Source organism: Nocardia alba NBRC 108234 (assembly GCF_001612665.1).
Taxonomy (GTDB): domain Bacteria; phylum Actinomycetota; class Actinomycetes; order Mycobacteriales; family Mycobacteriaceae; genus Nocardia; species Nocardia alba.
The window spans coordinates 19,410-45,824 of record NZ_BDAX01000006.1; the positions used below are offsets into that span (position 1 = coordinate 19,410).

19 protein-coding genes are annotated in these 26,415 nt (G+C 65.7%); 13 read left to right on the top strand and 6 right to left on the bottom strand.

Going from position 1 to position 26,415, the window contains the following annotated elements:
* The first annotated feature begins 13 nt into the window (after positions 1 to 13).
* Entirely contained in the window at positions 14 to 1,453 is a 1,440-nt protein-coding gene (locus NA12_RS08530; RefSeq protein ID WP_067448127.1) for a neutral zinc metallopeptidase, read from the top strand.
* Positions 1,454 to 1,493: 40 nt separating this feature from the next.
* Here NA12_RS08530 and NA12_RS08535 read toward each other — a convergent pair whose 3' ends face one another.
* The gene (locus NA12_RS08535; protein WP_067448129.1) at positions 1,494 to 2,804 is read right to left on the bottom strand and encodes an FHA domain-containing protein; all 1,311 of its coding nucleotides are present in this window, start codon (positions 2,802 to 2,804) and stop codon (positions 1,494 to 1,496) included.
* A gap of 166 nt (positions 2,805 to 2,970) precedes the next feature.
* Between NA12_RS08535 and NA12_RS08540 the strand changes: the two genes are divergently transcribed.
* The 8 genes from NA12_RS08540 to NA12_RS08575 all read left to right on the top strand — a co-directional run bounded on the left by NA12_RS08540 (position 2,971) and on the right by NA12_RS08575 (position 12,007).
* On the top strand, positions 2,971 to 4,170 hold the full coding sequence (locus NA12_RS08540; protein WP_067448131.1) for a DUF7373 family lipoprotein: 1,200 nt from the start codon (positions 2,971 to 2,973) through the stop codon (positions 4,168 to 4,170).
* Between the two features lie 66 nt (positions 4,171 to 4,236).
* Entirely contained in the window at positions 4,237 to 5,436 is a 1,200-nt protein-coding gene (locus NA12_RS08545) for a DUF7373 family lipoprotein (protein ID WP_067448133.1), read from the top strand.
* The gene (locus NA12_RS08550; protein WP_132370159.1) at positions 5,433 to 6,665 is read left to right on the top strand and encodes a DUF7373 family lipoprotein; all 1,233 of its coding nucleotides are present in this window, start codon (positions 5,433 to 5,435) and stop codon (positions 6,663 to 6,665) included. The genes NA12_RS08545 and NA12_RS08550 overlap by 4 nt, the downstream gene beginning before the upstream one ends.
* Positions 6,666 to 6,912: 247 nt before the next feature.
* Positions 6,913 to 8,097, top strand: coding sequence for a DUF7373 family lipoprotein (locus tag NA12_RS08555; RefSeq protein WP_169810411.1), 1,185 nt, complete (start codon positions 6,913 to 6,915; stop codon positions 8,095 to 8,097).
* A 58-nt stretch (positions 8,098 to 8,155) separates the two neighbouring features.
* Positions 8,156 to 9,346 carry a DUF7373 family lipoprotein gene (locus tag NA12_RS08560; RefSeq protein WP_132370157.1) on the top strand — a complete coding sequence of 397 codons (1,191 nt, stop codon included), beginning with the start codon at positions 8,156 to 8,158 and terminating at the stop codon, positions 9,344 to 9,346.
* Positions 9,347 to 9,424: 78 nt separating this feature from the next.
* The gene (locus NA12_RS08565; protein WP_067448141.1) at positions 9,425 to 10,987 is read left to right on the top strand and encodes a serine/threonine-protein kinase; all 1,563 of its coding nucleotides are present in this window, start codon (positions 9,425 to 9,427) and stop codon (positions 10,985 to 10,987) included.
* A 367-nt stretch (positions 10,988 to 11,354) separates the two neighbouring features.
* Positions 11,355 to 11,678: a WXG100 family type VII secretion target gene (locus tag NA12_RS08570; protein WP_067448143.1), complete on the top strand. Its 324-nt coding sequence runs from the start codon at positions 11,355 to 11,357 to the stop codon at positions 11,676 to 11,678.
* A 38-nt stretch (positions 11,679 to 11,716) separates the two neighbouring features.
* Positions 11,717 to 12,007 carry a WXG100 family type VII secretion target gene (locus NA12_RS08575; RefSeq protein ID WP_067448145.1) on the top strand — a complete coding sequence of 97 codons (291 nt, stop codon included), beginning with the start codon at positions 11,717 to 11,719 and terminating at the stop codon, positions 12,005 to 12,007.
* 126 nt (positions 12,008 to 12,133) lie between these two features.
* Here NA12_RS08575 and NA12_RS08580 read toward each other — a convergent pair whose 3' ends face one another.
* The 3 genes from NA12_RS08580 to eccCa form a co-directional block, all read right to left on the bottom strand.
* Positions 12,134 to 12,970, bottom strand: a complete 837-nt coding sequence (locus NA12_RS08580; RefSeq protein WP_132370155.1) for a hypothetical protein — start codon at positions 12,968 to 12,970, stop codon at positions 12,134 to 12,136.
* A 234-nt stretch (positions 12,971 to 13,204) separates the two neighbouring features.
* On the bottom strand, positions 13,205 to 14,656 hold the full coding sequence (locus tag NA12_RS08585) for a type VII secretion-associated protein (RefSeq protein WP_067448150.1): 1,452 nt from the start codon (positions 14,654 to 14,656) through the stop codon (positions 13,205 to 13,207).
* A complete protein-coding gene (gene eccCa / locus NA12_RS08590; RefSeq protein WP_067448152.1) occupies positions 14,653 to 18,690 on the bottom strand; it encodes a type VII secretion protein EccCa in 4,038 nt (1,345 codons plus the stop codon). The genes NA12_RS08585 and eccCa overlap by 4 nt, the downstream gene beginning before the upstream one ends.
* 186 nt (positions 18,691 to 18,876) lie before the next feature.
* Here eccCa and eccD point away from each other — a divergent pair, with 186 nt between their 5' ends.
* The 3 genes from eccD (at position 18,877) to NA12_RS08605 (ending at position 22,582) form a co-directional block, all read left to right on the top strand.
* Positions 18,877 to 20,343 carry a type VII secretion integral membrane protein EccD gene (eccD, locus tag NA12_RS08595; protein WP_067448154.1) on the top strand — a complete coding sequence of 489 codons (1,467 nt, stop codon included), beginning with the start codon at positions 18,877 to 18,879 and terminating at the stop codon, positions 20,341 to 20,343.
* Between the two features lie 59 nt (positions 20,344 to 20,402).
* Positions 20,403 to 21,758, top strand: coding sequence for a type VII secretion-associated serine protease mycosin (gene mycP / locus NA12_RS08600; protein WP_243655051.1), 1,356 nt, complete (start codon positions 20,403 to 20,405; stop codon positions 21,756 to 21,758).
* A gap of 62 nt (positions 21,759 to 21,820) precedes the next feature.
* Positions 21,821 to 22,582, top strand: coding sequence for a potassium channel family protein (locus NA12_RS08605; protein WP_067448156.1), 762 nt, complete (start codon positions 21,821 to 21,823; stop codon positions 22,580 to 22,582).
* Here the strand turns inward: NA12_RS08605 and eccB are convergent.
* Positions 22,579 to 24,060 (bottom strand): type VII secretion protein EccB, encoded by a 1,482-nt coding sequence (gene eccB, locus NA12_RS08610; protein WP_067448158.1) that lies wholly within the window; start codon positions 24,058 to 24,060, stop codon positions 22,579 to 22,581. The two genes, NA12_RS08605 and eccB, sit on opposite strands and share 4 nt — an antisense overlap.
* A 113-nt stretch (positions 24,061 to 24,173) precedes the next feature.
* On the opposite strand from eccB, the gene eccE reads away from it, so the two are divergent.
* Positions 24,174 to 25,817: a type VII secretion protein EccE gene (gene eccE, locus NA12_RS08615; protein ID WP_067448160.1), complete on the top strand. Its 1,644-nt coding sequence runs from the start codon at positions 24,174 to 24,176 to the stop codon at positions 25,815 to 25,817.
* An 18-nt stretch (positions 25,818 to 25,835) separates the two neighbouring features.
* On the opposite strand, the gene NA12_RS08620 is transcribed toward eccE, so the two are convergent.
* Positions 25,836 to 26,396 carry an NADPH-dependent FMN reductase gene (locus tag NA12_RS08620; protein ID WP_067448162.1) on the bottom strand — a complete coding sequence of 187 codons (561 nt, stop codon included), beginning with the start codon at positions 26,394 to 26,396 and terminating at the stop codon, positions 25,836 to 25,838.
* Between the last annotated feature and the right edge of the window lie 19 nt (positions 26,397 to 26,415).

Sequence of the window (26,415 nt, forward strand, 5' to 3'; positions counted from 1 at the left end):
ACCAGGGGGACTGATGCCGAAAGCCCAAGTGTTCATGGCGATCTCTGTCGTGCTATGCGCGCTGATGGGTGTCGGCTGCACGCGGGCGATCGACGGCCACGGCGTCTCGATCTACGACGACCCGTTCCAAGTGGCGGGATTGCCGACCACCGGCGGGCCGAACGGTCCGCGCACCGGCATCCCGGATTCGCCCCTCACCGCGTCCAACGGCGACGGCGGCGAGGTGGACAAGCTGGCGCTCAACGCGATCGACGACATCCAGTCCTACTGGCAGGCGGGCTTCGGCGCCGAATTCCCCGGCGAGACCTTCGACCCGGTCGAGAAGCTGATCTCCTGGAACGCGCGCGCCTCGCGTAACCAAGCCGTCGAATTCTGCAAGGAAACCACCTACCACCTGGTCAATGCCGCCTACTGCCGCAGCGACAACTCCATCGGCTGGGACCGCGAGATGCTGCTGCCCACCATGAGCGAGACCTTCGGCGCGATGTCGGTGGTGATGGTGCTCGCCCATGAATACGGCCACGCCATCCAGAGCATGGCCAAGATGGTCACCAAGAAGACGCCGGTCCTGGTGAAGGAACAGCAGGCCGACTGCTTCGCGGGCGCCTTCATGCGCCATGTCGCGGAAGGCAAGTCGAAGCACTTCACGATCAACACCTCCGACGGCCTGAATTCCGTTCTGGCCGCGACCGTCTCGATTCGCGACTCCGATCCCGACGACCCGGAGAGCGTGCACGGTTCGGCCTTCGAACGCGTCACCGCGGTCCAGATCGGCTTCACCGACGGACCGCGCGGCTGCAAGGGCATCGACTCCGAGGAGATCGACCAGCGCCGCGGCGATCTTCCGCAGAGCTACGGAGGAGCATCCGGCGAACAAGAGGTGTCGAAATCGAGCTTGATCGAATTGAGCAAGGCTCTCGCGTCGATCATGCCGACCAAGCCCAACCCAGTCTTCAGCTACGGTGGTGCCGTCATCACCTGCAACAACGGAGTTTCCACCGAACCCGTTTCGTACTGCCCATCGAGCAATACGATCGCGATCGACATTCCGGGCCTGGCCCAACGCAGCTCCAACTCAGCCGACGAAGACGGTCCGTTGCCTGTCAAAGTCAGCGGCGACTACAACGCGTACATCGCGGTGATCTCGAGATACACGCTGGCCGTGCAGAAGAGCCAGAACCAACCGCTCACGGGAGCGAAAACCGGACTCAGGGCCGCGTGCCTCTCCGGTGCCGTCACCCGAGAACTCGCCCGTCCGGATCGCCCCGTGTCCCAGGGGGACATCATGCTGGCCGCGGGCGATCTGGACGAGGCCGTCTCCGGTCTCCTCACCGACGGGCTGGCCGCCAGCGATACCGAGGCGAAAACGGTGCCGAGCGGATTCGCCCGCATCGACGCGTTCCGAGCAGGCGTGCTCGGCGGCCCCGCCCCGTGCTCGGCCAGGTACGAATAGCGACAGTCGAGCAAACCGACAACCGGTTGGATTACAGGACTCAGCCGAACGGTGGTGGGGCGGCTGGTTCGTAGCGCAGCACTCGGTTGCCGATCATCACCTCGGTGCCAGGGACCAGGATCATCGGCTGGTTCGGGGTTAGGCGGACCCAGTCGCGGTAGCCGGGGTGCCTGCTGCGGGTTCCGTTGGTGGAACCGCGATCGATGAGTTGTACGTCCCAATTCACCAGGTGCACTTCGGCATGCGCGCGCGACATGCCACCGGAGGTGTCGTCGATGCGCAGCGGGATGAGTCCGCGTTGGGCGGCGTCGGAGTGCTCGGGGTCGCGCCCGATCACCGCGTCGGCGGCCATCAGGTAGGTCATGCCGTCGTCGAGCACGAGCATGCCCAGCGGTGGGCGAACCACCTCGGCGAGGGATTGGGTCTGGTCGACCGGCATGCCGCACACCGTGCAGAACGCCGAGCGCGGATCACTGGGATGGGCACGCGCGCACTTGAATCCCATCACCTTCACCGCCAGCACCGTCGACTTGGCGGTGGCCTCGAGCCTGCGCTGCAGGTCGGGATCGGGTTCGGGTGCCGGATTGGTTCCGGAAAGCCGGGTTTCGGCGTTGTGTGGGTCGACGATCGGGGTGTCGACCGTGCCGGTGACCGCGTCCATCAGCGATGTCGCCGGCTGCATCCCGGTCGCGGGCTGCTCGCTGGGTCGCGGATCCGATTGCGGCGCACGCGGTTCCCGATCGATGCGCGCGGTAGCCGGTGGCGGCCTGCGTGTTCCGCCAACAGGTTCCGCGGTCCGCACCCGACTGCGCACATCGTTGGACCACATCACGGCCCCGCCCGCCTGCGCGATTCCCTCCACCAGCCAACCGATTCCGCGCTCGAGCGGAAGGTCCGGAATCCGCCCCTTGGCGTCATCGACGAACAGCGCGACAGCCTTCGCCGGCTCGGACGCGACCCGGTCGACGGTGAACGCCGCGTCACTGCCGCGGTAGTACTCCGGGCCTCGTTCGTCGGCGAGTACCGCCGTCACCGAACCGTGCAGGAAGATCGCCACGCCACCGTTGTCGGCGGCCGAGAGCACCCCGAAATCGATCGGCACACCCGGCGAGATCTGCTCGGCGTACTTCATCAGCCACCGAGTCGCCTCACGCGCCACCACCGAACCCGGCCCCGACGGCGCTTGCTCGTGCGCGTCGCGCACCAGCTCCGCCAGCGATTCCAGCGCGATCGCGGCGGTATCACCGGGCGTGAGCCTGCCCTGCCCGCGATGGGCGACCACGATCACCGCGCCCGCGACCCGTGCGACGGCGTGACTTCCGAGTACCACTTCGACCTGCCGATCCCTCACAGGTATCGGTCTCCACCGGAACTGCGCAGCAGGGGGGTCGCCATGACATCCAGAGTATGGCAAGCACCCCACATAGGTCCCCCTGGGCGGGTTCGGTCCGGTAACTTCGTATCGAGTAGCCGATGGCGGAGGTGAGCACCTCGCGGCGGACATCGAGGGGCTTGTGATGATCGGTTCGACCAAATTTCGCATCGGGCTCGCCTTGTGTGGCGCCCTGATCACCCTCACCGGCTGCGCGGTCAGCGGCACGCCCGTCGCCGGTGAGCCCGATGTGCGTGGCCTGGAGACCGGGACCTTCGCCACCGACCGGCATACCTACACCGCCACCGCGGGCAACCGAGGCGCGATCGTCGAGGGTGCGCGGATGTCGGCGGCCGTGGTGCCCGCCCTGCGCATCGATCCCTCGCTCTCGCACGGACGCGGCGGCGTGATCATCCCCGATATCGAACGCGCGCTGGATTTCATCGCGAATGTCTCCAAACCCGTTCTGGAGAAACGCAAATTCGTGACCGGCTACGTCGCGCTCGGCGCCGACCGGGCCGATCCGGACGGCAAGTCCCGACCCAGCGCTGACGCGACCGCCCTGACCACAGCGCTGTTGCGTTTCCCCACCGCGGCCGCCGCCACTCTCGCCGCGCGGGAACTCGAGGACGTCGACCTGGCCGTCTCCCCCGACAACCGCAAACTCTCCTCGACCAAATACCCCGACGCCTACCTCCACTGGCGCCCCGGCGTGCCGACCATCGGCGCCTTTCTCGCCCACGACGAGTTCGTGATCTCACTGTTCATCCAGCGTCCCAAGGCCGACGCGACCGACCTCACCGCCTGGGTCGACCAGAATCTCGCCGCCGAACTCACCCAGCTGGCGAAGTTCGCCCCCACACCCGCCGAGAAGATCTCCGATCTGGCCGTCGACCCCACCGGGCTCCTCGCCCGTGCCGTAGTCGCCGACCGTTCCGCCATGCACCCCGACCAGTACTCCTTCGCCACCTACGCCCCACAACACCTCGTCAACAAGGCCGCCGACCTCACGGTCCGCCAGAACCTCGTCGACGCGACAGGAGTCGAGGCGCACGCGGTGGTCGACGGCGGCGCCGTCACCCGGGTCCGCGACCAGTCCGCCGCCAACGCCCTCATGCAGGGCCTCATCGATTCGGCGGGCCAATACGACCCGATCACCGCCCCCGCCGACGTCCCCACCGCGACCTGCCTCAAGCTCAACGACAGCGGCAACAAGGAAGACGACTACGTCTACCGCTGCTATGTCACCTACAAGCGCTACCTCGCCATGGTCAGCGCAGACGGTGAACCCGAGGTCCGCCAGAAGATCACCGCCCAGTACGCCCTGCTGGCCAATAGTCTGTGAGCTCGCTCGACCCCACTCCTCGATAGCGGTGACGTAGGATTCCGCCGACAATCGTTTCGGGGAGGAATGAGTTTGCGAGCCACCAAAGTGGTCGGTCTCCTGGCGACCGCGCTGTTGACCACCGTCGTCACGGCCTGTGCTGATCCCGTTGAGATCGCCGCCATCGACACCCCGGTGGACCTCGCCACTCTCGATGTCGGCAACTATCCGACCCAACCCCGCGAGGTCGGGACGGTCTCGAACCAGGACCAGGCCCGCTTCGTCGAGGCCGAACGGCTCGGCGATTTCGTGCCGACGCCCGCCGATATCGATCCCCGATTCGTCCACACCAATCCATCGATCGCGTCGGTCTTCCTCGATGCCAGAGCCGCGCTGGGCAAGATCATGGCCGTCGACCGGTTCACCGAGGTCGCCCCCGACTTCATCGGCGGTTTCGTGAGCTCGGCGCAGACCAAGCCCACGAATATGGGCATCGACATGGTGAACGCGGTCATGATCTTCCCCGACGCGCAGAAGGCCGCCACCGCCGCGACCGAGCTGGAGAAGGTGGACTTCGGCTACGCCCCGAACAACCAGCCCATCGAGATCCCCGGCTACCCGGCGGCGACCGCGCACTGGCAACCGGATCAGCAGTCGATCGGATCCTGGTTCGCCACCGGCCATCTGGTGATCTACACCTGGGTCTACGACTACCTGATGACCTGGCTGGAGAAGGTCGACAAGCAAGCACTGCTCGACCTCACCCGTAAAAGCCTCGACACGATCGTCCCCGCGGTCGCGAAGTTCACCCCCACCCCCAGCACCGACCTGATGAGCCTGCAGCGCGACCGCGACGGCATGCTCGGCCGCACCGCACCCCGTCCCCGCGAGGATTCCTGGATCAACCCGCCGGGCGTCTACACGGGCCGCACCGCCCGCCACTTCGTCTCCGACCCCGTGGACACGGCGAAGATGATCGACGACCACGGCATCGACCTGTACGCCAACGACGGCGCCGAGGTCTACCGAGCCCGCGATATCGCAGGCGCCCAGGGCGTGCGGGACGAACTCGGCGGCGTCACCCGCAAATTCACCGCGTCCGCCGCGCCGAAGAACCTGCCGAGCGCCCAGTGCAAGGAATACATCGGCAGACAACAGCGGATCGCGATCCGCTTCTATTGCGCGGTGTCCTACGACCGCTACGCCGCCTATGTCTGGTCGAACCAGCTCCTCGACGCCCAACAGCGAATCTCGGCCCAGTACGCGTTGCTGGTGAACGCAGCATGAGAATTCGACACGCGGTGCTGGCTGCCGTACTCGCCACCACCCTGACCGCGTGCGGCTCCACCCTGTCCGGGCAGGCGCTGCCCGGCGAGATGGATGTTCGTTCCCTCGATGTCGGCTCCTATCCCACCGAGCCGATCAACGCCCACGACGACGATCCGGTCCCGCCGTTCTACGAGATGTACGAGGTAGCGGCGATGCGGATCGCCGACTATGTGATCAACTCGCGCGACGTCGACGCCCAGATGACCTACGGCAAACGCGCGACCACCGTCTCCGCAGGCGTCATGCCGTCGGCTCTCGGCGACGCGTCCGCGATGTCGGCCGTCGCCAAGCAGCACAAGATGCTGTACGGCTTCGAATCCAATGGCGCCGCGAAGGATTCGCGCGTCGAGACCTCCGGTGACTGGCCGACGAAGAAGGCCGACAACCGGCTCACCGCCACCACGATGGTCCTGCAGTTCCCCGACTCGGACCAGGCGTCCGCCGCCGCGAAAGAGTTCTACGACACCGACTTCGCGATGAAGGCAGGCCGCAACCAGCCCGTCGCCATCCCCGGACACCCTGCGGCCCTGTCCCATTGGCGTCCGGACTCCCCCTTCCTGCGCACCATTCTCCCCCACGGCCCCTACGTGATCGCCTTCCTGCTCTCGGTCCCCACACCCGATCAGCAGGCACTCACCGCCCTCGCCGCGAACGCCTTCACCGAGCAGATCGCGGCACTGGCCGAAACCACGCCACTGACCGACGAAGAGGTCATGACGCTGCCGTGGGACCCCGACCACCTCCTGATGCGCACCCTCAACCCCGACCAGCTGGCCAACCCAGAGGGCTCCGGCTACTACCTGGTCACCGGCAAACACGGCATCCTGCACTACGCGGGCGACCAGCTCCCCACCGATCGCCACTACATCGACGAGCGACTCACCGAGATGAGCGCCCAACAGGTAGCCCTGTCCTGGGGCTCGATCGCCGTCCGCACCCCCGACGAGCACACCGCCCGCCGCGCGGTCACCGAGAAGTTGTTCCTCTGGCAGGTAGAAGCCGCAGCCGCCAACCCACCCAACCTCCCCGACACCGCCTGCGCGGAGAACAAACGCCCCGGCGCCTCGAAACGGTTCAGCTGCATCCTCGCCTACAAGGAATACGTCGGAATAGTAAGCGGCAACCAGCTTTTGGATGCCCATCAACGTGCGGCCGCGCAATATGCACTATTCGCAAACGCACGGTGACGACCCGGTGGACGCCGGTACGGACACCTACCGTCCTCCCTCCGCCACATCGACGATCACGACCTGAGAGGGTCGACAAGCGTCGAGCGCGCGACCCTTGTGTGAGTGCTATCTTCTCTGGAGCGCTTGGCTGGCGGGGTGGCAAGAGCCCCGAGGTGCTGCGCCCGGGGTTCGGAGACCGGGGAGTTCGTATGGAGGGGAATACATGAGGAGAACGAGCGCGGCGCTGTTCGCGGCGGGGGTAGCCATGACTGTCGCCACCGCCGCCGGGTGTGGCGATTCGCCGGAAGCAGCAGACACACCCGTGGCGGCGCAAGTCGACCTGAGTAGCCTCGATGTCGGCAACCTGAAGACCGAGCCAAAGATCTACGGCAAGGTCACCAGCCTCGAACAAGCTCGCGCAGTCGAAGCGATGCGAATGGCGAACTACATCGCACTTCCGATGGAAATCGACCCTGCGGTTATCGTCGCTCCACCGGCCATGTCTGGAGCAGTTCGGTTGTTCACCGACTTCGGCTCCAGCGTGATCAAGGGGCGTATGAAGGCCGATCCCAATAGATTGAACGAACTGATCAAGGGTTTCATCGGAGGCTTTGTCAGCACCGGACAAACAAGCACAAAAGGGCACCTCTCGCAGGAGCTCGACAATACGGTCATGCTTTTCGACAGCGAACAAGAGGCGCTCGCCGCAGCCGACATCTTGGCAACCGAGGAATTCGGAACCGCTCCGACCAACACCCCTGTGGAGATCAAACAGTATCCCGCTGCGCGCGCACATGTAGATCCAGGGCAGGCGGGAATGTTTCACTCCTGGATCGCTGTTGGCAGATACGTTATTGCCACGTATCTCTACGATAATGTCATGTCGACGCTTAAAACGCACGACAGCGAGAAGCTGGCGACTCGAGCCGAGAGCAGTATCAGCAAAATATCCGCTGGACTGAAAGACTATTCGCCACCACGCCTCGACAAACTACTGGAATCCAACATAGACCTGGACGGAATGCTCGGCTTAGCTTTGCCGACGGTAGGAATCGACGGTGCACAACGCGGCATACCCGGCGTTTATACCCGACACGGAGGCCTTCATATTTCGGGAAGCCCGGAATCTGACGCCAAGTTGTTCGAGGAAACCGGCGTGGACCGAATCTCATGGCAGGGGGACTTCGTGTACCGCGCCAAAGACGCGCAGGGGGCACAGAAAATCGCCGAAGAGCACGGGCAACCATCTAAGTTCTTCCGTCGCGTGGAATCTCCAAAAAATCTCCCCAACGCGCTCTGTAAGGAATATGTCGGCCCATCCGCGTATGCGGTCAAATTCTACTGCTCCGTCTCCTACGGCAGGTATTCGGCTGAAGTTGCGGCATCACAGCTGAAGGATGTGCATCAGCGTATATCGGCGCAGTATTCCATTTTGGCGAAGAGTAAGTAGGGAATAGATGGACCAGAGATCACCGAGGCTTTCGCGGACAATACGCCTTTCGGTACGTATGGCCTCCATTATCACCGCACTCTCCGTTTCCGGCTGCGACTCTACAGTAACAGGCTCCTCAACACCTGCCGAACTCGATGTTCGCAAGCTGGATGTCGGATCTTATTCCACTACTCCGTTGGATATGCGATACACCTACCAGAACGACCTCAGCGGCGGTCTGAAACTCGCCGTAATGCGATTGTCCGACCATGTCGTCACCGGCATGGATATCGATCCTCGATTCAAGTACAGCACCGGGTCGATTCCGTTTGTCGACGCGGCGAAAGCTACTACGGTACTTGCCGACGTCACCAAACCGGTCCTCGAACGGAACAAGATGATGTTCGGCTTCGCCTCGGGCAGCGTGGACAAGGAGCCGGATAAATCAGGCAAGAAGGTCGACGGGCAATCGTTTACCACCGTCGCGGTCATGCAGTTTCCGAATGAATCGGTAGCGAAACAGGCGGCGACGGAGATCGCCGAGGCGGACTTCGCCGTAGCTGCGGACAAGAACGAAAAGGTCCCGCTGCCCAGCTATCCCGAAGCACACACACACTGGCGCCCCGGCGTCGCCACCATCGGTTCGGTGATGGCCAAAGGCAGCTACGTCATCAGCCTGTACCTCAGCAACACCACCCCGGATCTCGCTGCCCTCACGAATCTGGCCGAAAAGTCCTACGCCGCACAGATTCCCCGCCTCGATGCGCTCGAGCCGCTGACCGCGGAAGGAGTGCTGTTCCTGGAAAATGATCCAGATGGGATGCTCAGGCGCACCTTCAACCCCAACGCAATGGGGCTACCCGATCCCGGCAAACAGGGCTCATACACCATGCAGGGCTTCCTGCATCAAGTAGCCAACACAGCCCGGTGGAAAGAAACCCTCACCGATGTCGGACTCGACCGCTTCTCGCTGAGCTACGCGGGCTCGTTTTCCACCTCGATGCTGTTTCGGACTCGTGACGCCGAGTCCGCACGACGCCTCGCGTCCACGATCTTGGATGGCGTCTACCCTGGTGTCGCGGACGCACCTGCCGCTCTACCCGACGCGAAATGCGGCGAAGGAAAGTCGACGGATGACATCGAGAAGAAGCGGTTCCGGTGTGTCGTCACCTACCGCGAGTACACCGCCACGGTCGAGGCCGACCAGCTACGCGATGCTCATCAGCGGGCTGCCGCTCAATACGCGCTCCTCGCGAACAGTCAGTAACGCCCGGCTCGCCCATCCGACAGACGCTGCAACGAACAGAAAGAACGCCTCGCTGATGCAGGACAGGAGACAGTCAGTATGGCGATGAGTCCTGGCACCATCGTCGGCGGATACCGAATTGATCGGATCCTCGGCGCAGGCGGTATGGGCACCGTCTACCTCGGAAAACACCCCAGTCTTCCTCGGATGGATGCACTGAAGGTGCTGAGTCCGGAACTCTCTCGTGACCACGAGTTCCGGGCGCGGTTCGAACGCGAAGCCAACCTCGCCGCCGGGCTCGATCACCCGAATATCGTGTCGGTGTACAACCGTGGCGAAGAGCATGGCCAGCTGTGGATCGCGATGCAGTACGTGCCCGGAACCGACGCGTCGGCGGAGAGCGCTCGCGACCGTCACGCGATGACGCCGCTCCGAGCGCTGCGAATCGTGACAGAAGTCGGAAAAGGCCTCGACTACGCGCACCGAAAAGGTTTGCTACACAGAGACGTCAAGCCCGCGAACTTCTTGCTGTCGAATTCCGATGGGGATGAAGACGAACGGGTCCTCCTCACCGATTTCGGTGTCGCGAAGTCGAACGACGATGCCAGTGAGCTCACGCAAACCGGCAGCTTCCTCGCGACGATCGCGTACGCACCCCCTGAGCAATTGTCGGGCGGCGCGCTCGACCACCGAGCCGACATCTATAGCTTGGCGTGTTCGTTCTACAAACTGCTGACCGGCCAAAACCCTTATCCCGCAGCTCAACCGGCCATGGTGATGATGGGGCATCTTCACGAACCACCGCCTCGGGCTACCGCAGTGAACCCTGGCCTGCCCCCAGCGTTGGACCACGTTTTCGCGCGTGCGATGGCGAAGAACTCCGCCGAGAGATTCAGCACCTGCCGAGAGTTCACTGACGCGGCAGCCGCCGCGTTGACCCCGGGCCACAATCCGGTGTCGACAAACACCTCACCGACCTATCCGATTCAGGTCCTCGGTCCAGAAACAGGTTCTCACTACTACACCCAGCAGCACGTGCCGCCTGCCCCCGGACCGCTGCGGCCGAGCCACCGTGGCAAGTGGATAGCTGCCGCCGCCGTGGCCGCTGCCGCCGCGGTCGCCGTGACGATCGGAATCGTTGCCCTGCAGGACGATCCAGGTACCGCCGCGTCGACACCGGTCCCCTCGACCTCGAAGGTGCTCTCGCCAATCGAGAAGTCGCGGAAGGAGAATCCCGCCTTCGAGGGGAAGCCGGTTGTCATGGTGGATGTCTTCGACGCCGGCGCGAACTCTTTCGATGCGGGGATGGGCGTCTTCCTGTCGCCTTCACCTCAAACCAGATTTCTCGGCGACCTCGGTCTCGTCTACAGCCCGACCTACACACAGAACGGTGACGAAGTCTCGCCCCGTCCGATCGCCAAAGACGATCGCTACACGGCACTGTCGAATGTCACCAACGGGTACATCCTTGCTGTCCGAAGCGATTCCAAAGCCGGTGGGGGCGGCTTGCTCGGATTACCTTCCGCGATCACCAGCTCGCGGGCAACAGTCATCGTGATCGACGACCCCGCAGCAGTGGCCGCGATGCGGAACTGGTCGATGAGCTCTGAACAGACGCTGATCGACAAGGTTGTTCCCGTCCTGCAGACGCAGATCAAATAGGCGATGCGGCACGAGCATCGCCTGCGGTAGTAGGAATCGGACATGGCCACGCGCCCGAAGGTGCGGTAAGGTCCACGGCAGTTGCCGTGCCCGCAGCGCGACCAGCCTGCGACGGGGAGGAGGGGGGACCACGGCGACGATGGTCATCAGTTGCGACGCCGACGTTTGCACTGGCCATCGACACTGTCGCCACCGGTTCGTCCGGACGAACCGGCAGTACGACGAACGCCGCGGACGGCGGTGAACGGGGACGTCCGAACCTTTCGAAAATTGGATGGAACCGATCGCCCGCAGCTCGCGTCCAACTAGATGAAGAGGTCGAATGCCGCGGAGCATCGCGACCTGACCCATTCGGAGAGGATCCACTATGGCAGTGAAAGCGTCAGTCAACGCGGAAGCCGTTAAGACGTTCGCGCACGGCTGCGAAGACAAGCACGCCGCGCTCGTGAAGGCAATCCGGGACCTCAAGACTTTCGAGGACCAGCTCACGGCCACGTGGACGGGTGAGGCGAAGTTCGCGTTCGACTCGTTCATGGAGCGGTACTACTTCCAGGCTGACAAGCTGAACGACAAGCTTCTGCAGACCGTCGAGAACCTGATGACCACCAGCGGGAAGTTCACGAACGCTGACGAGGCGTTCCGCGACACCGTGGCGTCGCACACGTCGAGCCTCGACCTCCCCGCCCTGTAGTCCTCACTCACACATTCGACTGATTCGAAGGAGATCTCATGACCAACATCTCTGCCAAGTTCGGCGAGGTCGCAGCCACTGCCGATGAAATTCGGAACGCTGCGCAGGGCGTCCAGAACATGCTCGAAGACTTCAAGAACGAAGTTGCGAAGTTTGTCGCCGAGAGCTGGGACGAAGGTAGCGCCTCCGAGGCCTTCCGTACCCTGCAGGCTACCTGGGACACCCACTCTGTGCAGTTGCAGACGACGCTGGACGGTGCCGCGAGGCTCGTCAGCAGCGGTAACTCCGATCTGCAGAGCACGGATACGGCCCTCGCCGGCCTGTTCTGAGCCACACCTCTTCGAGCCCCCGAGCTACTTGCTCGGGGGCTCGAATTGTCTCTACTGCAGGCGATTTCGAACCGACGCCGACATAAGTGCGCTATTGCAGCGCTACCCGACCGCGACTCGGTCGATCTAGAACCCAGCGCGTTCGAGGTACTTCAAGGCAGAATCTTTGTCTTTGAAGCCTGACATCACCGTGTACAGCTTCGTCGCCGTGTTGAAAGTTTCCACCGTGGCCCCACCACCCGGAATCGTGTCATCGATGCGGATCTTCTTCTCGCCCTTGTCGATCAGCCATTCCGGGTGCTGACTGCTCCACTGACGGAGTAGCTTGTCCGGGTTGGTGTCGATCCACGCGATCGGGTAGCGGTCGATATCAACGGCTGTTCTGAGCAGGCCTACCGTCAGGCTGTTCTTGGCCGGCACTGTGAAGACCACTCGCACCGCGAACTGGTCGTTGCCGATCGGAGCCTTCTCGGTGATGGTGTTGACGGCAACGACTTCACGTAGAGGCGCGGGCAAGGCTTCGAGGACGAGCTTGGCGTCGGCCGAAACAGGTTGCGTTGCCGCCTTGGTCGTCGTCGGTGCGGCTTTCGAGGTGCTCTTCGCAGAGGTTGTCGCGGCAGGCGCTTCCTGGACTGCCGATGGGGACGCTGCGACCGTTCCCGCATCACCGTTGCCTCCGCTGGAAACAGCGATAACCCCGACGACCAGCGCACCGATGACGACAACGGCGCCACCGACCAACACGAGGGGCGATTTCCACCACGGGTTCTGCTGCGGCGGTTGAGGCCATCCCTGCTGCGGGGGTTGACCCCAACCCTGTTGTTGACCTCCCTGCTGCGGTTGCGGCAACGAGCCATACTGCGGCGGCTGCATCGGCGGATAGGGCTGCTGACCGGCGTACGGCTGCGGCGCACCCTGACCAGGGGCCCAACCCGGACCCTGCTGCGGCGGTGGATAAGTCATGGTTTCCCTCCCAATTCACAGGCCGCACAGGAGAAACAGGCGACCCGCTGCGAGCGTACTTGCGCACACCGCCGAACCCGAATCGAGGCGATCCACTTGATCAAATGAAGACGTGGGGGCACGGGGACGCTGGGAAGTCACTGGACGAATCACTCCGAATCCGTCACGGCATTCGTCACCGCCACGCCTCGACAATCGAGGAAGCTCTCCTGACCCGCTACCGGGCGGATATCGCTATGGCCCGACGTGGACCGCGCCGACTACCTGTTCACAGGCTGTCATCACGCCGTCCCAACCTCCTGCGGCATACTGGCAACCCACGCTGACCTGGACTCCGCGTTCGACGAGGACCTGCCAGCGGACTGTTGACCCGTCGGCGGGGCGCTCTTCGTAGGAAAGCCCGGGACGGCCGGCGAAGACTACGTCTCGGCGCACGGGGGTGACGGTGCCTGCGGGCTTTGCGGCGATTTGGGCGGCGAGGTCGGCGGCGACCTCGTCGTAGCCCGCACTGGCGCTGACCGGTTTCTGGGTGATGGTGATGCGGTGGCGTGCGGCATCGTCGGGAGTCAGGTCGGCGCGGGCGTCGGTGGCGGTGGTGCGGTGCCAGCCCGCGGGGATCTCTACTACTACGCGGCCGACTGTGGCGGTGGTGGGTTTCGGCTGCGGCTTCGCCGATGTGGGCTGTGGCTTAGCCGATGTGGGTTGCGGCGCGGCGCTCGTCACGACGGGAATCGGGGTGGTCGCGACCGCGGCGGTGGCCTGCTGGTCACCGGAGCCGAACAGGAAGAAGCCACCGATCGCCGCCGCTGCGACAACAGCGGCGAGAGCCGCGGCGCCGAGGTAGAGCGGGCGGCGATCGACCGGGTTGGTCGCCGCGGCGCGTTCGCGCAGGGGCTGCATCCACTCGGCCGCGGGCGGGATGTTCGGCGTGTAGGCGGGGGCCTTGTGCGTAGGGCGCGCCAGGTCCGTTCCGGTCAATGGGCTGACGGGTACATCCGCACCGCAAGCACTTTCGACAGCGGCGGTCACCGCGGCCAGTATCGCCGGATCGGTGGCCCCGAACACCTGGACGACATCGGCGGGACGGTCGGCGAGCAGGCGGCCCAGCAGCGCGACGAGCTGACCGAACCCCTCCTCGCCTGCGAGTTCGGAGGCCGCGAGATTCGGTTCGACCTCGACCGCCTCGACATGGGTGCCGTACGTGTCGTAGGTGACCGAGGCGACCGAGGTCGACAGCGTACCGAACTCGATGATCGCGGTGCGGCGGCTACGGCTGGCGGCGACATCGATCGCCGACGCCCGCAGCGCGCAGGTCTCGAATACGACCTCGTGGGTGAATCGCTGTGCCGTGGTGCCGAACAGGTCGAGCTCGGGTTGCCCCCACCAGGTGGGGTGCACGACGACGATCCGCTCACACAGCGGCGTCACCCGCAGGGTGTCCATGATCGCCCCGAGCACCGCGGACAGGGCCTGGTCCACCGTCGGCATCCGAGGCGGCAACGCGAGCACACCGCCGGACAGGTACTGCACCACCGACACCGCCTGGGTGGGTGGGGTCAGCGGCTCACCGACGACGAGATCGGAACCGTTGCTGCCCAACACAACCGACGGTGCGACATCGCAGTGGGTGGTGGCGCCACGCGCCCACACTTTGGCTTCGCTGACAACGAGCTCGACGACGGTCATTCCGGTTGCGGCATCCAGGCGGTCTGGACCAGGCCCTCGGTATTGCGCGTGACGTAGGTGCCACGCCCGGCGGGCTTGGGGCCGGGACGCGTGGTACCGACCATGACGCCTTCGTCCTTGCTGCAGCTCATCACCAGCGCCGCCGAACCGAGGTCCTTCATCCGGGCCAGCGTCGCCTCGTACATGGCCCGACTCGCGCCGCCGGAACGGCGCGCGATGATCAGGTGGAAACCGAGGTCTCGGGCATGCGGCAGATGTTCGACCAGTGCCGCGACGGGGTTGCCCGAAGAGGTGGCGACCAGGTCGTAGTCGTCGACGAGCACATACAGTTCGGGACCGGTCCACCACGAACGCTCACGCAGCTGTTGCGGCGTCACCTCCGGACCGGGGGTCCGCTTGGCGACATACGCCGCGAGGTCGGCCATGTTCTGGGTGAATTGCGGTGCGGTGGAACCATATCCGGCCTGGTAGCCCTCGGGAATGATGCCCAGCATCGAGCGGCGGTAGTCGCCGACGATGAACCGTGCCTCATTGGGGGTGTTCGACGCGGCGATACCCTCGATGATCGAGCGCAGCAGTGTGGTCTTACCGGATTCGGAGTCGCCGATGATGATGAAGTGCGGGCTCTCCGCGAAGTCGATGTAGATCGGAGCGAGCTCGGCCTCGTTGATGCCGATCGGGATTCGCAGGCACTTGGTCGCCGGATCGACGCGCGAAGGCCAGTTACCCGCCAGGTACAGCAGCTGTTCGCGGGGCAGCTGGTCGGGCAGCATGCGCACCTGCGGGGCGGGACGGCCCGGTGTCATCCGGGCGATCGTCTCGACGGCGGAGGACACCGCCTGACCCAGATTCGACGGATCGGAGGATCCGTCGATGCGCGGCAGCGCGGTGAGCATGTGCAGGCACTCCGCCGTCATACCGCGACCGGGGCGCCCCTGCGGAACCAGCGACGCGAACTTGCGGCCGAGGTCGGAATCCATCGGATCGCCGAGGCGCAGCTCGATGCGGGTGCCGATCTGGTCCTTGAGCGCGGGGCGTGCTTCGGCCCAGCGGGCGAGCGCGATCACCACGTGCACGCCATACGAAAGACCCTGCACCGCAAGGTTCATGATGACCTGCTCGAGCGCGTCGAAGTCCTGGCGGATCGAGCCGTAGCCGTCGATGACGAGGAACACGTCACCGAACGGATCCTCGTGCGCGCCCTGGGCGGCCGGACTCGATGCCGGGTCCATCGAGCGCAGGCGCCGGAACTCGACCATCGACTCGATGCCGAGCTGACGGAACTTCGCCTCACGCGTACGAACGATCGTGGTCATCTCGGCGACGGTGCGCCGGACCTGATCCTCGTCGAGACGGCTCGCCACCGAACCCACATGCGGCAGACCCTGCAGGCTGGTCAGCGTGCCACCACCGAAGTCGAGGCAGTAGAACTGCACCTGCTCGGCGGTGTGGGTGAGCGCCATCGCCATGATCATCGACCGCAGGGCGGTCGACTTGCCCGACTGTGGACCACCGACGATCGCGACGTTGCCGCGCGAACCCGACAGGTCGACCACGAACGGGTCGCGGCGCTGGTCGTAGGGACGGTCGACGATACCCATGGGAGCACGCAGGGTGGCGATCGCGGCGAATTCGCCGGTGAGGATCGAGCGCGGCACGAGCTGATCCATGGTCGGCGCTTCGTCGAGCGGCGGCAGCCAGATCTCGTGCGCCGGTCGGCCGTGGCCCGAGATGCGCGAAACCAGCATGTTCAGGTTCGACATCTGCTCGTTGTCGTCGCCGACCGGTTCCGGCTCGAACGCGGCCTCCACCGGCAGCGGAACCCGATCGGACGTGCGGAAGCCGACGTGGGTCGCCGCGAAAGGCCTTGCGTTGACGTCGATCTCGCCGCCGACGATGCCGGCGCTGGTGACCTCGCGGGCCGAACCGCCACCGACATAGGGACCCGACACGTAGGACGCCTGGAAGCGCTGGATCTCACCCGAGTCGGACTTCAGGTAGCCGCCACCGGGGGTGCTCGGCAGGTTGTAGGCATCGGGGACGCCGAGGACCTGACGGGACTCGTTGGCGGAGAACGTCTTCAGGCCGATGCGGTAGGACAGGTGTGATTCCAGGCCTTTGAGTTTGCCTTCCTCCAGGCGCTGCGAGGCGAGCAGCAGGTGGACCTGCAGCGAGCGACCGAGACGGCCGATCATCACGAACAGTTCCGCGAAGTCGGGGTGCTGGGTGAGCAGTTCGGAGAACTCGTCGAGCACGACGAACAGCGCGGGCAGCGGGTCCAGGTCGGCTCCCGCCGCGCGGGCCTTCTCGTATTCGGAGACGTTGGCGAAGTTGCCCGCCTGCCGCAGGACTTCCTGGCGGCGGTTCATCTCGCCCGCCAGCGCGTCCTTCATACGGTCGACGAGGTCGGCTTCGTCCTCGAGGTTGGTGATGACCGCCGCTACGTGCGGGACGCCGTCGAGACCGAGGAAGGTGGCGCCACCCTTGAAGTCGACGAGGACCAGGTTGAGCTGGTCGGGCGAGTGGGTGGCGAGCAGGCTGAGCACCAGGGTGCGCAGGAATTCCGATTTACCGGAACCGGTCGCGCCGATGCACAGGCCGTGCGGGCCCATGCCGTTCTCCGCCGCTTCCTTGATGTCGAGTTCCACCGGGGCACCGTCGGCGCCGATGCCGAACGGCACCCGCAGTCGTTCGCGGCCGTAGCGGGGTCGCCAGGCGCTGGCCGGGTTGAAGTTGCCGATATCGCCCAGGCTCATCAGCTGCGACCAGGTGGAGATCGTCTCGGTCTCGTCGGTCTCGACATCGCTGCTGCGCTGGGTCGCGGCGCGGTAGGGCGCGAGCCTGCGGGCGAGCTGCTGGGCCTGCTCGGCGCTGACCCGGTCGATGGTGGCGAAGCGTTCCTGGTTGCCGGTGGCACCGCGGCCGAGGCACTCACCGTCCTCGACCACCATCTTGATGCCGCGCGAAACAGCAAGGCGTGGTGCGTAATTGCACAGGTCGATGATGGTGACACCCTCGTACCCGGACTCGCGCAGCTGGTCGTCTTCGGCCTCGAGCAGGCCACCGTCGACGACGATCACCACGTGCACCATGTTCGGGTTGTTCGGCTGGTTACGCGAGTACCGCACCCGGTTGCCGAGCAGCGGATGCAGGCCGCTCATCGCCTCACGGATGGAACCGTAGAACATGCGCTGGGTGCCGATGCCGTCCTGGGAATCGGGGTGCTGGGTGTGTGGGAGCCACTTGGTCCACTCCCACTCGCGGGCGGTGTCCGGGCCACAGACCACGGCGACGAGCACCTGGTCGGGCGCCTGGAACATGCACAGCTGCAACAACATCGCGCGCGTCATGTCGCGGGCTTGCGCGCGGTCGCCGTCGAGGGCGACGGTGCCGAAGCCCTTCACCGCGATGGCGGTGGGCAGGTCGGGAACCGTGGAATGCGCGCGCACGAAACGACGCAGCGACACCGCGGCGATGGGCTCCAGCTCTTCGACGGGGCCAGTTTCGGGGGCTACCAGCCTGGTCGCCAGGCGCTGACCACCGAGGCCGATGCGCGCGTGGCAGAAATCCTTGTCGCCGGAGCGGCGCTCCCACATCCGGCTGGTGCCCGCGAGCATCCAGATCAGGCCGGGCTCGGGATGACTCCACTCGACGGCGGCGCGCTGCTGCTTGGCGGTCTCGTCGACATCTTTACGGACCTGATCGAGATAACGCAGGTAGTCCTTGCGATCCTCGTTGGCCTCAGCGGCCTTGGCGCCCTTGCCACCACCCTGTCCGAACATGGTGACCATCGACATGATCATCATCATCGGGAACATCATCGACATCGGGTTGGACAGCATACCGCTGCCCTGGGTGAACATCAGCGCCATCATGCCGACCATGCCGACGACCATCACGACGGGCATCAGCTTCGCGAGCAGGTTTCCCGGGGTGATCCGGGGGATCTCCGGCGGCGGCTGCAACGTGACCTCGCCACCCGGTGTACGCGGCATCTCGCGCCGGGCACGGCGCTGGAACCTGACTGTGCTCATGGTCGAAGACTCCCCCTGCTTGACTACTCGCTCATCTGTCGTCGCGACGGGCTCAGTGTAGAGGTCGTGGCCGACATGTCGTATGGTTCGTCAGGCATTCTGCTGTCCGAACGGTGGGTTCCGCAAACTGTCGGCCGTGTGAGCGGTCGAGCGGAAACACGAGGTAAAGACGGAACTGGGGGAGTTTTGACGCACGCGCGACTCGATCATGTGGAAGAGGACTCCGCACGCGGCATCGTACGCGCGCCGGACCTTGCCCGAGTAACCATCCTGGCCAAGCACACGCAGGTAGACATGGCTATTCCGGTCGATGTGCCGGTCGCTCTCGTCATCCCCAGCGTGGTCGACATGGTCGCGCAGCACAGCCGCTCGAATGATTTCGACAACGACGGTGAACGCTACGAGCCCGCCGAATGGGTACTCGCCCGCATCGGCCACCCCCCGTTCTCGAACTCGCTGAGCCTCGGCGAACAAGGCGTCCGCGACGGCGAACTGCTCATGCTGGAGAGCGCCTCGCACGCGGCACCGACGCCACTGTTCGACGACATCATGTACAACGTCGCGGTCGCCGACGCCGACCACTACCGCAGCTGGACGCCGAGAACCGCCCGCGTCACCGGTTCGGTGCTCGCCGCGCTCACCATGCTGGTCGGCTGCTTCGGCCTGCTGGCCGCGCCGGATGCGTTGCCGTTCTGGGTTTCCGGATCGCTCGCGTTGCTGGTCGCGATCCTCTGCGTGGTGGCGGGCACGGTGCTGAGCCGGATGTATCGCGACGGCTCGGCCGCGCTCGTGCTCGCGGGCTGCGCGCTGCCGACCGCGTTCACCGGCGGCATGCTGCTCGTCCCCGATCACTACGGCGCCGCGCACCTGCTGCTCGGATTCACCCTGCTCGGGTCCGTCGCGGTGCTCGCCTGGCGGGTCACCGGCATCGGCCTCGCGCTGTTCATCGGCACGGCGACCCTCTCGGTGTTCGGCGTGCCCGCCGCCCTGGTCGGGCTGCTCACCGAGCAACCGGCCAAGGCGATCGGCGCGGTCGTCGCCGCGCTCGGTTTGGCCGGACTCTCACTCGCGCCGCGTGTTTCGATGCTGCTGGCCAAGCTGCCGTTGCCGCCGGTCCCCTCCCCCGGCACCCCGATCGACCCGACCGAGGACGATCCCGACGACCATCGCGCCCTACCGACCCTCGACGCGCTGCGGGCGCGTTCGGAGCGGGCACGCAACTACCTCGCGGGCCTGGTGAGCGCGACCACGCTGGTCACCGTCGCCGGCGCGCTGCTGGCCATCGACGCGGGCGCCGAAGATCCCTACTGGCCGGGCATCTCGCTCGCGCTGGTGTGCGCGGTGGTGCTGATGTTCCGCAGCCGCACCTACGCGGGCGCCGAGCAGGCCATCGTGCTGATCGCGGGCGGTGCGGCGATCGTGCTGATCATGCTGGTCGGCGTCGCGCTCGAAATGCGCCAGCCCCTGGTCGTTTTCGGTGCCGCGCTGGTGATTCTGATCTCGGCGCTGGTGATGGGTCTGATCGTGCCGAATCAGTCCGCGACGCCGCCGATGCGCCGGGCCGTCGAGCTGCTCGAGTACGCGTTCGTCGCCGCGGTGCTGCCGCTGGTGTTCTGGGTCGCCGATCTCTACTCGCTGGTACGCGGGCTGTGAGGCTCGGCCTTCGACTGACGGCCGTTGCTCTTGTCGTCGGTCTGAACGCCGGGTTCGGTGTGAGCGGAACGGCTTTCGCCGATCGGCCGCCCGCGATCGACCCCGGGATGCTGCCCTCGGGTGATCCCGCCGCGCCGCCGGACAAGACCGAGCGCGGCAGTGGCACCAACGGGCTGTGCTTTCGCACCCAGGCGAGCACCTCACTGGCGGTGATCCCACCGAGCCAGCGCTCACTCGATCTGGAACGAGCCTGGGAATTCTCCCGTGGCGCAGGACAACTCGTCGCCGTGATCGACACCGGGGTGGAACCGCATCCCCGCCTACCCGATCTGTGGGCGGGTGGGGACTATGTGGCCGCCGGCGGCAACGGCACCGAGGACTGCGATGTGCACGGCACGGTGGTGGCCGGCATCATCGGTGCGACCAAAATCGACAACCAGGGCTTCTCCGGCGTCGCCCCCGAGGCTCGCATCCTGAGCATTCGCCAGACCAGCTCGCTCTACCAGTCCGAGGGCGCGGGTCGCAACAAGGGACCCGACGACTTTCCCGAGGGCTACGGCAAAGTCTCCTCGCTCGCGAGCGCGATCCGGCGGGCTGCCGATTTCGGCGCCCGGGTGATCAACATCTCGCTGGTCGCCTGCAACAGCGGTTCCCCGGCCGGCGAGACCGCGTTCCGCGCGCTCGGCGCGGCGGTGCAGTACGCCGCGGTCGTGAAGGACGCGGTGATCGTCAGCTCGGCGGGTAACTCCGACAATGCCTGCAAGTCAGGCAATCCCGGGCCCGACCCGCTCAAACCCGCGCAGGATCTGTGGAGCACGATCCGCACCTACGTGAACCCGGCCTGGTACGACGAGTACGTGCTCTCGGTCGGTTCGATCGGCGCCAACGGCGCTCCCTCGTCGTTCTCCGTGCCCGGACCGTGGGTCGGTATCGCCGCACCCGGTGAAGGCATCACGTCGCTCGACGCCAGGACCGGCGGCATCTCCGACGGCAAATACGACAACCAGGGCAAGTACATGGCGTACAGCGGAACGAGTTTCGCCTCGCCCTATGTCGCCGGTGTCGCCGCGCTGGTGCGTGACAGGTTCCCCGATCTGACTGCCAAGCAGGTCATCCAGCGGCTGCAGGCCACGGCCCACGCGCCGGCCGAGGGCTGGAATCCGTACATCGGCTACGGCGCCGTCGACCCCGTCGCCGCGCTGACGAACGAAGTGCCGAGGGAACTTCCGCCGAAGCAGGCCAGCCCGGCACGCAGCATGCAGCTCGCGGTGCCCGCACCGCCCGCGCAGGCGGACAACACCGCGCGCAACGTGGCACTGATCGGATCCGGCGCGATCGGCCTCATCCTTGTCCTCGGTGTGCTGGCGTCCTTCCCGATCCGCCGCAAATTCGGGATGTCGGCCGACGATCTGTGACCTGCTCGACCAAAGAGCAAGGTACGGTCGGCGGGCCAGAGCCCGTCGACCCAGGTAGCCGCATGAATTCGTCAACGACCGACCGTTCACTCACTCGCCGACAGCGGTGGGAGCGCGCGACCAATCTGCCGTTGATGGCGCTCGCGGTGGTGTTCGTCATCATGTACGCGTGGCGGGTGCTCGACACCGAGGTCTCGCCGCGGCTCGACACCGGTCTCGTGCTGGCCGATATCGCGATCTGGGTGGTGTTCTTCGTCGATTTCGTGGTCAGGTTCGGGCTCTCGGGCAACCGGCTGCGTTTCGTTCGCAAGCATCCTCTCGACCTGCTGGTCGTGTTGGTGCCGCCGTTTCGCCCGCTGCGTCTGCTCCGAGCTTCCCTGCTCCTGCTCGACACCCTCAACCGCGCGACGCACCCGCGCACCCGTCTGGTGACCTTCGTAGCCACCAGTTCCATCCTGATCCTGTTGCTGTCGAGTCTGGCCTTCTTCGACGCGGAGTACGGCGCGCCCGACTCCAAGATCGAGACCTTCGGTGACGCGCTGTGGTGGTCGGCGGTCTCGGTGACCACGGTCGGCTACGGCGACGTCTACCCGGTGACCACCGAGGGCCGACTGGTCTCGCTGGTCCTGATGACCCTGGGCATCGGCCTGATCTCCTTCGCCATCGGCACCATGACCAGCTGGGTCGTCGAACAACTCAAGACCGTCGACGATGCTGCCGACCGGGCCGAGAGCATGCTGCGCGAGCTGGTCGACGAGGTCAAAGCCCTTCGGACCGAGGTCGCCGAGCTGCGCGCCGATCCAGCGAAGCCGACGACCCGCTAATTCACTGTGGCGACAGGCTTCTTGGCGGGCGAGGCATCGGGCGCGACACCATCGTGGGCGACCATCGCCTCTTCCCGACCCATCGTCGGCCCACCCGCGAGCAGTCCGATGATCGGCCACGGCGCCGGTTCCGCGGTGACCTGCTCGAGGCCGAGAGCCTTGACCGCGTCGGTGTTCTTGATGCCGAAGCGAACCCCGGTGTCGGCGATGTAGAACAGGCTGTCCTTGCGGCGGCTGTTCGGTTCGATACCGGTGGACTGTACGTAGGCGCCGGACGCGGGCGGGATGAAGACGGTGTCGGCGTTGGGGCCCGCGCCGTCGGCCTGTGCCAGGCCGACCATCTTCGCCTTGTCCGGGATCGGCAGGTCGATGCCGGACAACAGGGTCAATTCGGCGCGCGCGGTCGCGTCGGTGTTGTCGGTGGCGCCCGCGATCGGCTTCCACGACATGCAGCTGACCGGCTGGTCGTTGGCGGTGATCAACGTCGGCCGGTCGCGCGGGTAGTCCTGCACCTTCAGCGGGTGCTGCAGGGTCGGTGCGAAGGTGCGGTCCGTGGACTGGATCGTGGTGCCGTTCATCAGCGTCGGATAGAAATTGCGGATGATCTGGGCGGTGATCGCCGAAATCGGCTGCAGTCCGTCCTGGAGCACGACGAAGTTCTGATTGGGTTCGTTGAAGATCTGGACCACGTCACCGATCTTGTGGCCGCTCACGTTGTAAGACGGTGTGGCGCCGGGGTTGTCGATGACCGGTGTGATGAGCGGCAGCACTTCGGGGATCGCGTTGAGCAGCCCCTCGCTGATCGGACGCGGCGTCAGACCGGTGACGCCGAGCGCGTGGGTGACCGCCGGATCATCCATCTTCACGCGGGCACGCTTGCCGTCGTAGACCAGGTAGACCGCGTCCTTGCCCTTCACGAGCATGGCCTTGCCCGCGTCGACCTTCGACGCCTTCGCGCCCAGGCTCGGCTCGCCCGCCAGCACCGATGTGGTCAGATCCGTTGTGCCGTCGGACTTGAGCTGATCGCACACCGTCCAGGTGCGGCCCTTGCCGCCCTTGTCGTAGAGGATCGACGACGGGGCGCCCGGAATACCGATCAGCTGACCGCGCGGCTTCTTCCCGAGCTCGGATTCCTTGACGATCGCCGCCTTGGACGCCTCACCGGCCGCCAGCCGGGCCGAGGCCAGGTTCAGCGCGGGATGCACCACATTGTCGACGACCACGTAGACGCCGCCGGATTCCTTGGCGATCAGGATCTTGCTGTCGCCGATCTTGTCCTGCGGGCGCAACAGCGCGAGCACGCCACACCCCGCGAGGACCACGATGCCGAGCACCAGTCCGACCAGGTAGGCGCGGGTCTGCGCGCGCATCGGGTCGTGCAGCATGCGCACATCCCGGCGTACCAGGGCGTGTTCCATTCGCCGCACCAGGAAGCGGTATCCGCTGACCTGCCAGCGCGTAGTGGGTTTTGAAGGCATGGTTCCTCCCCCGAACAGTGCTCTCGTCCGGGCAACACAGTACAGTTCCCGGCAACAGTTGTTCGCATTCGGCCATCGGCCGATCGACAATCGGGTACCTGGGGGAGGAACGAATGGCTGAGTTCACCGGGGCGGGACCGCGCCCGCTGTTCGGTCGGATTTCGCTGCCGCACCTACTCATTGCGCAGGTCCTCGGCCTGATCGCGGGGGTTGTCGCGCTGGTCGTCGGGCTCGCTCCGCTGCCGTCGCTCGCCATCGCCCTCGTGGTGGCGCTGGTGCCGCTGATCCCGATCGGCAAGCGCACGATCCTCGATTGGATCTCGACCGTTCGCCGGTATTCCGGCAAGCGCGACTACACACTCGGCGACACCGTCGACTTCCGTGACACCGACGGGCGTTCACTCGGCCTGTACTGGGACGGCAGTCGTGTGGTCACCGTCGTCGAGGTGCTGCCGCCACGCGGCGGGCTGACCAGAATCGCCCGCACCGCCGTGCACGCCTCACACCTGTTGCCGCTGCCCGAACTTGCCGCGTGCCTCAATCAGCACGACATCCTCCTGAGCGGGATCGACATCATCAGCCACGGCCACCGCAGCCGGTCCGGTACGCCGGCGGGCGCGATCTACGAATCGCTGCTCGGCCCGCTGCCCGCGACCGCGCACCGCACGGTATGGCTGGCGATCAGCTTCGACGCGGTGGCCTGCCCCGATGCGACGGCCCGTCGTGGTGGCGGCACCGATGGCGCCTCCCGCTCGGTCACCATCGCCACCCAGCGGATCATGCGCACGCTCGAGGACGCCGACTGCAACGCGCGCATCCTCACCGCGCCGGAGATCCGGAAGGCCGTGCAGCAGATCACCGCCGGTCTCGACCCGCGCACGCTGAGTCAGCGGTGGAAGTACGCCGAGATCGGCAATGCGGTGAACATCGGCAGTGCGGTGGATCCCAAGCAACTCGGTTCGGATCTGCTCGCACAGCTGTGGGTCGCGCCGTCGCGGGGCACCACGGTCGCCGTGCGGCTGCGTCCCGGTAGCGACGCCGAGTCCGTGAGTGTCGGCGCCGCATGGCGATTGACCGCGCGTGAACTGCCGGAGAAGACCAAGTCCAAGGGCATGGTGTCGATGAGCGGGCGTCATCGCGACGCGCTGCTGGCGCACCTGCCCATCGCGGTGCCCGGCGTCGACGACACGATCCCGACCATCGAGTACCCGATCGACGTCATCGGCGCGCTGCATCTGCCGTCTTCGGGTTGCGGGCAGCTGCTCGGCTCCGACGACGAGGGCAACGGCGTCGCCACCAGGATCGTCGGCGCCGGTATCTCCACCGTGTATGTCGCCGGTGAGCTGTATCTGGCGCAGCAGTTGGTGTTTCGCGCGCTGGCTGTGGGCGAGCGGGTGCTGGTGCGCACCGACCGGGCGCAGGCCTGGGAGCAGTTGGTGACCACCGTCGGCAATCCGGAGCGGCTGACCATCGCCGTCGAAACACACCAGTCCGACGCGGGTTTCACCGCGACAGTGGTGGACGGCGTACTCGCGCCCGCCCCGCACGCCGGTGTCACCACGATCTATCTCACCGGCGATCCGAACGGCTGGCCCGCTTCGCGTCCCGACCTGGAGATCTACCAGCCCGGTGCGATCGGCAACCGGGTGGTGCTGCGTACGGGAACGACCAGGGTGAATCTCACGCTGGTGTCGATTCCGCGTGAGTCGACCTATATCGGCCAGCCGCGCGGTCAGCGCACGATGGCGTCGGCCTGATCGGTTCGCCGTACCGACTCAGCCCGGATAGGGTTCCACGGTCCTAGCCGCCCGCAAAGTCGTTCCCCACCAGGCCAATTGGTTCAGCATGCGGTCGCACGCGTCGATCGCGGCGGCGTCGTCGGTCATGCCGGTCTTGTCGAAGCGGCGTTTGGCCTGGGCGAAGCTCACCGATTCGCGCACCGACACCATGTGCAGCTCCGCGATCACCTGACGCAACTGCTCGACCGCGCGCAACCCACCCGACAGCCCGCCATAGGACACGAACCCGATCGGCTTGGCCCGCCACTCGTACTTGGCGCTGTCGAGCGCGGTCTTCAGTGCGGCCGGATACCCGTGGTTGTACTCGGAGGTGACGGCGACGAACGCGTCCGCACCGGCCAACCTGGCCCGGAACGCCTCGACCTCCGGCGTTTCGGTGAGGTCGACGGGCAGCGCCAGATCACGCAGATCGAGCACCCCCACCTCGAATTCCGGCCGCTCCCCCAGCGCGGTCACCAGCCAGCCTGCCACCACGGGCGCGAATCGCTCGGGCCGGGTGCTGGCGACGATGATCTCCAACCGCAGCGGTGCATTCATGGCGCCGAGCTTATCGACC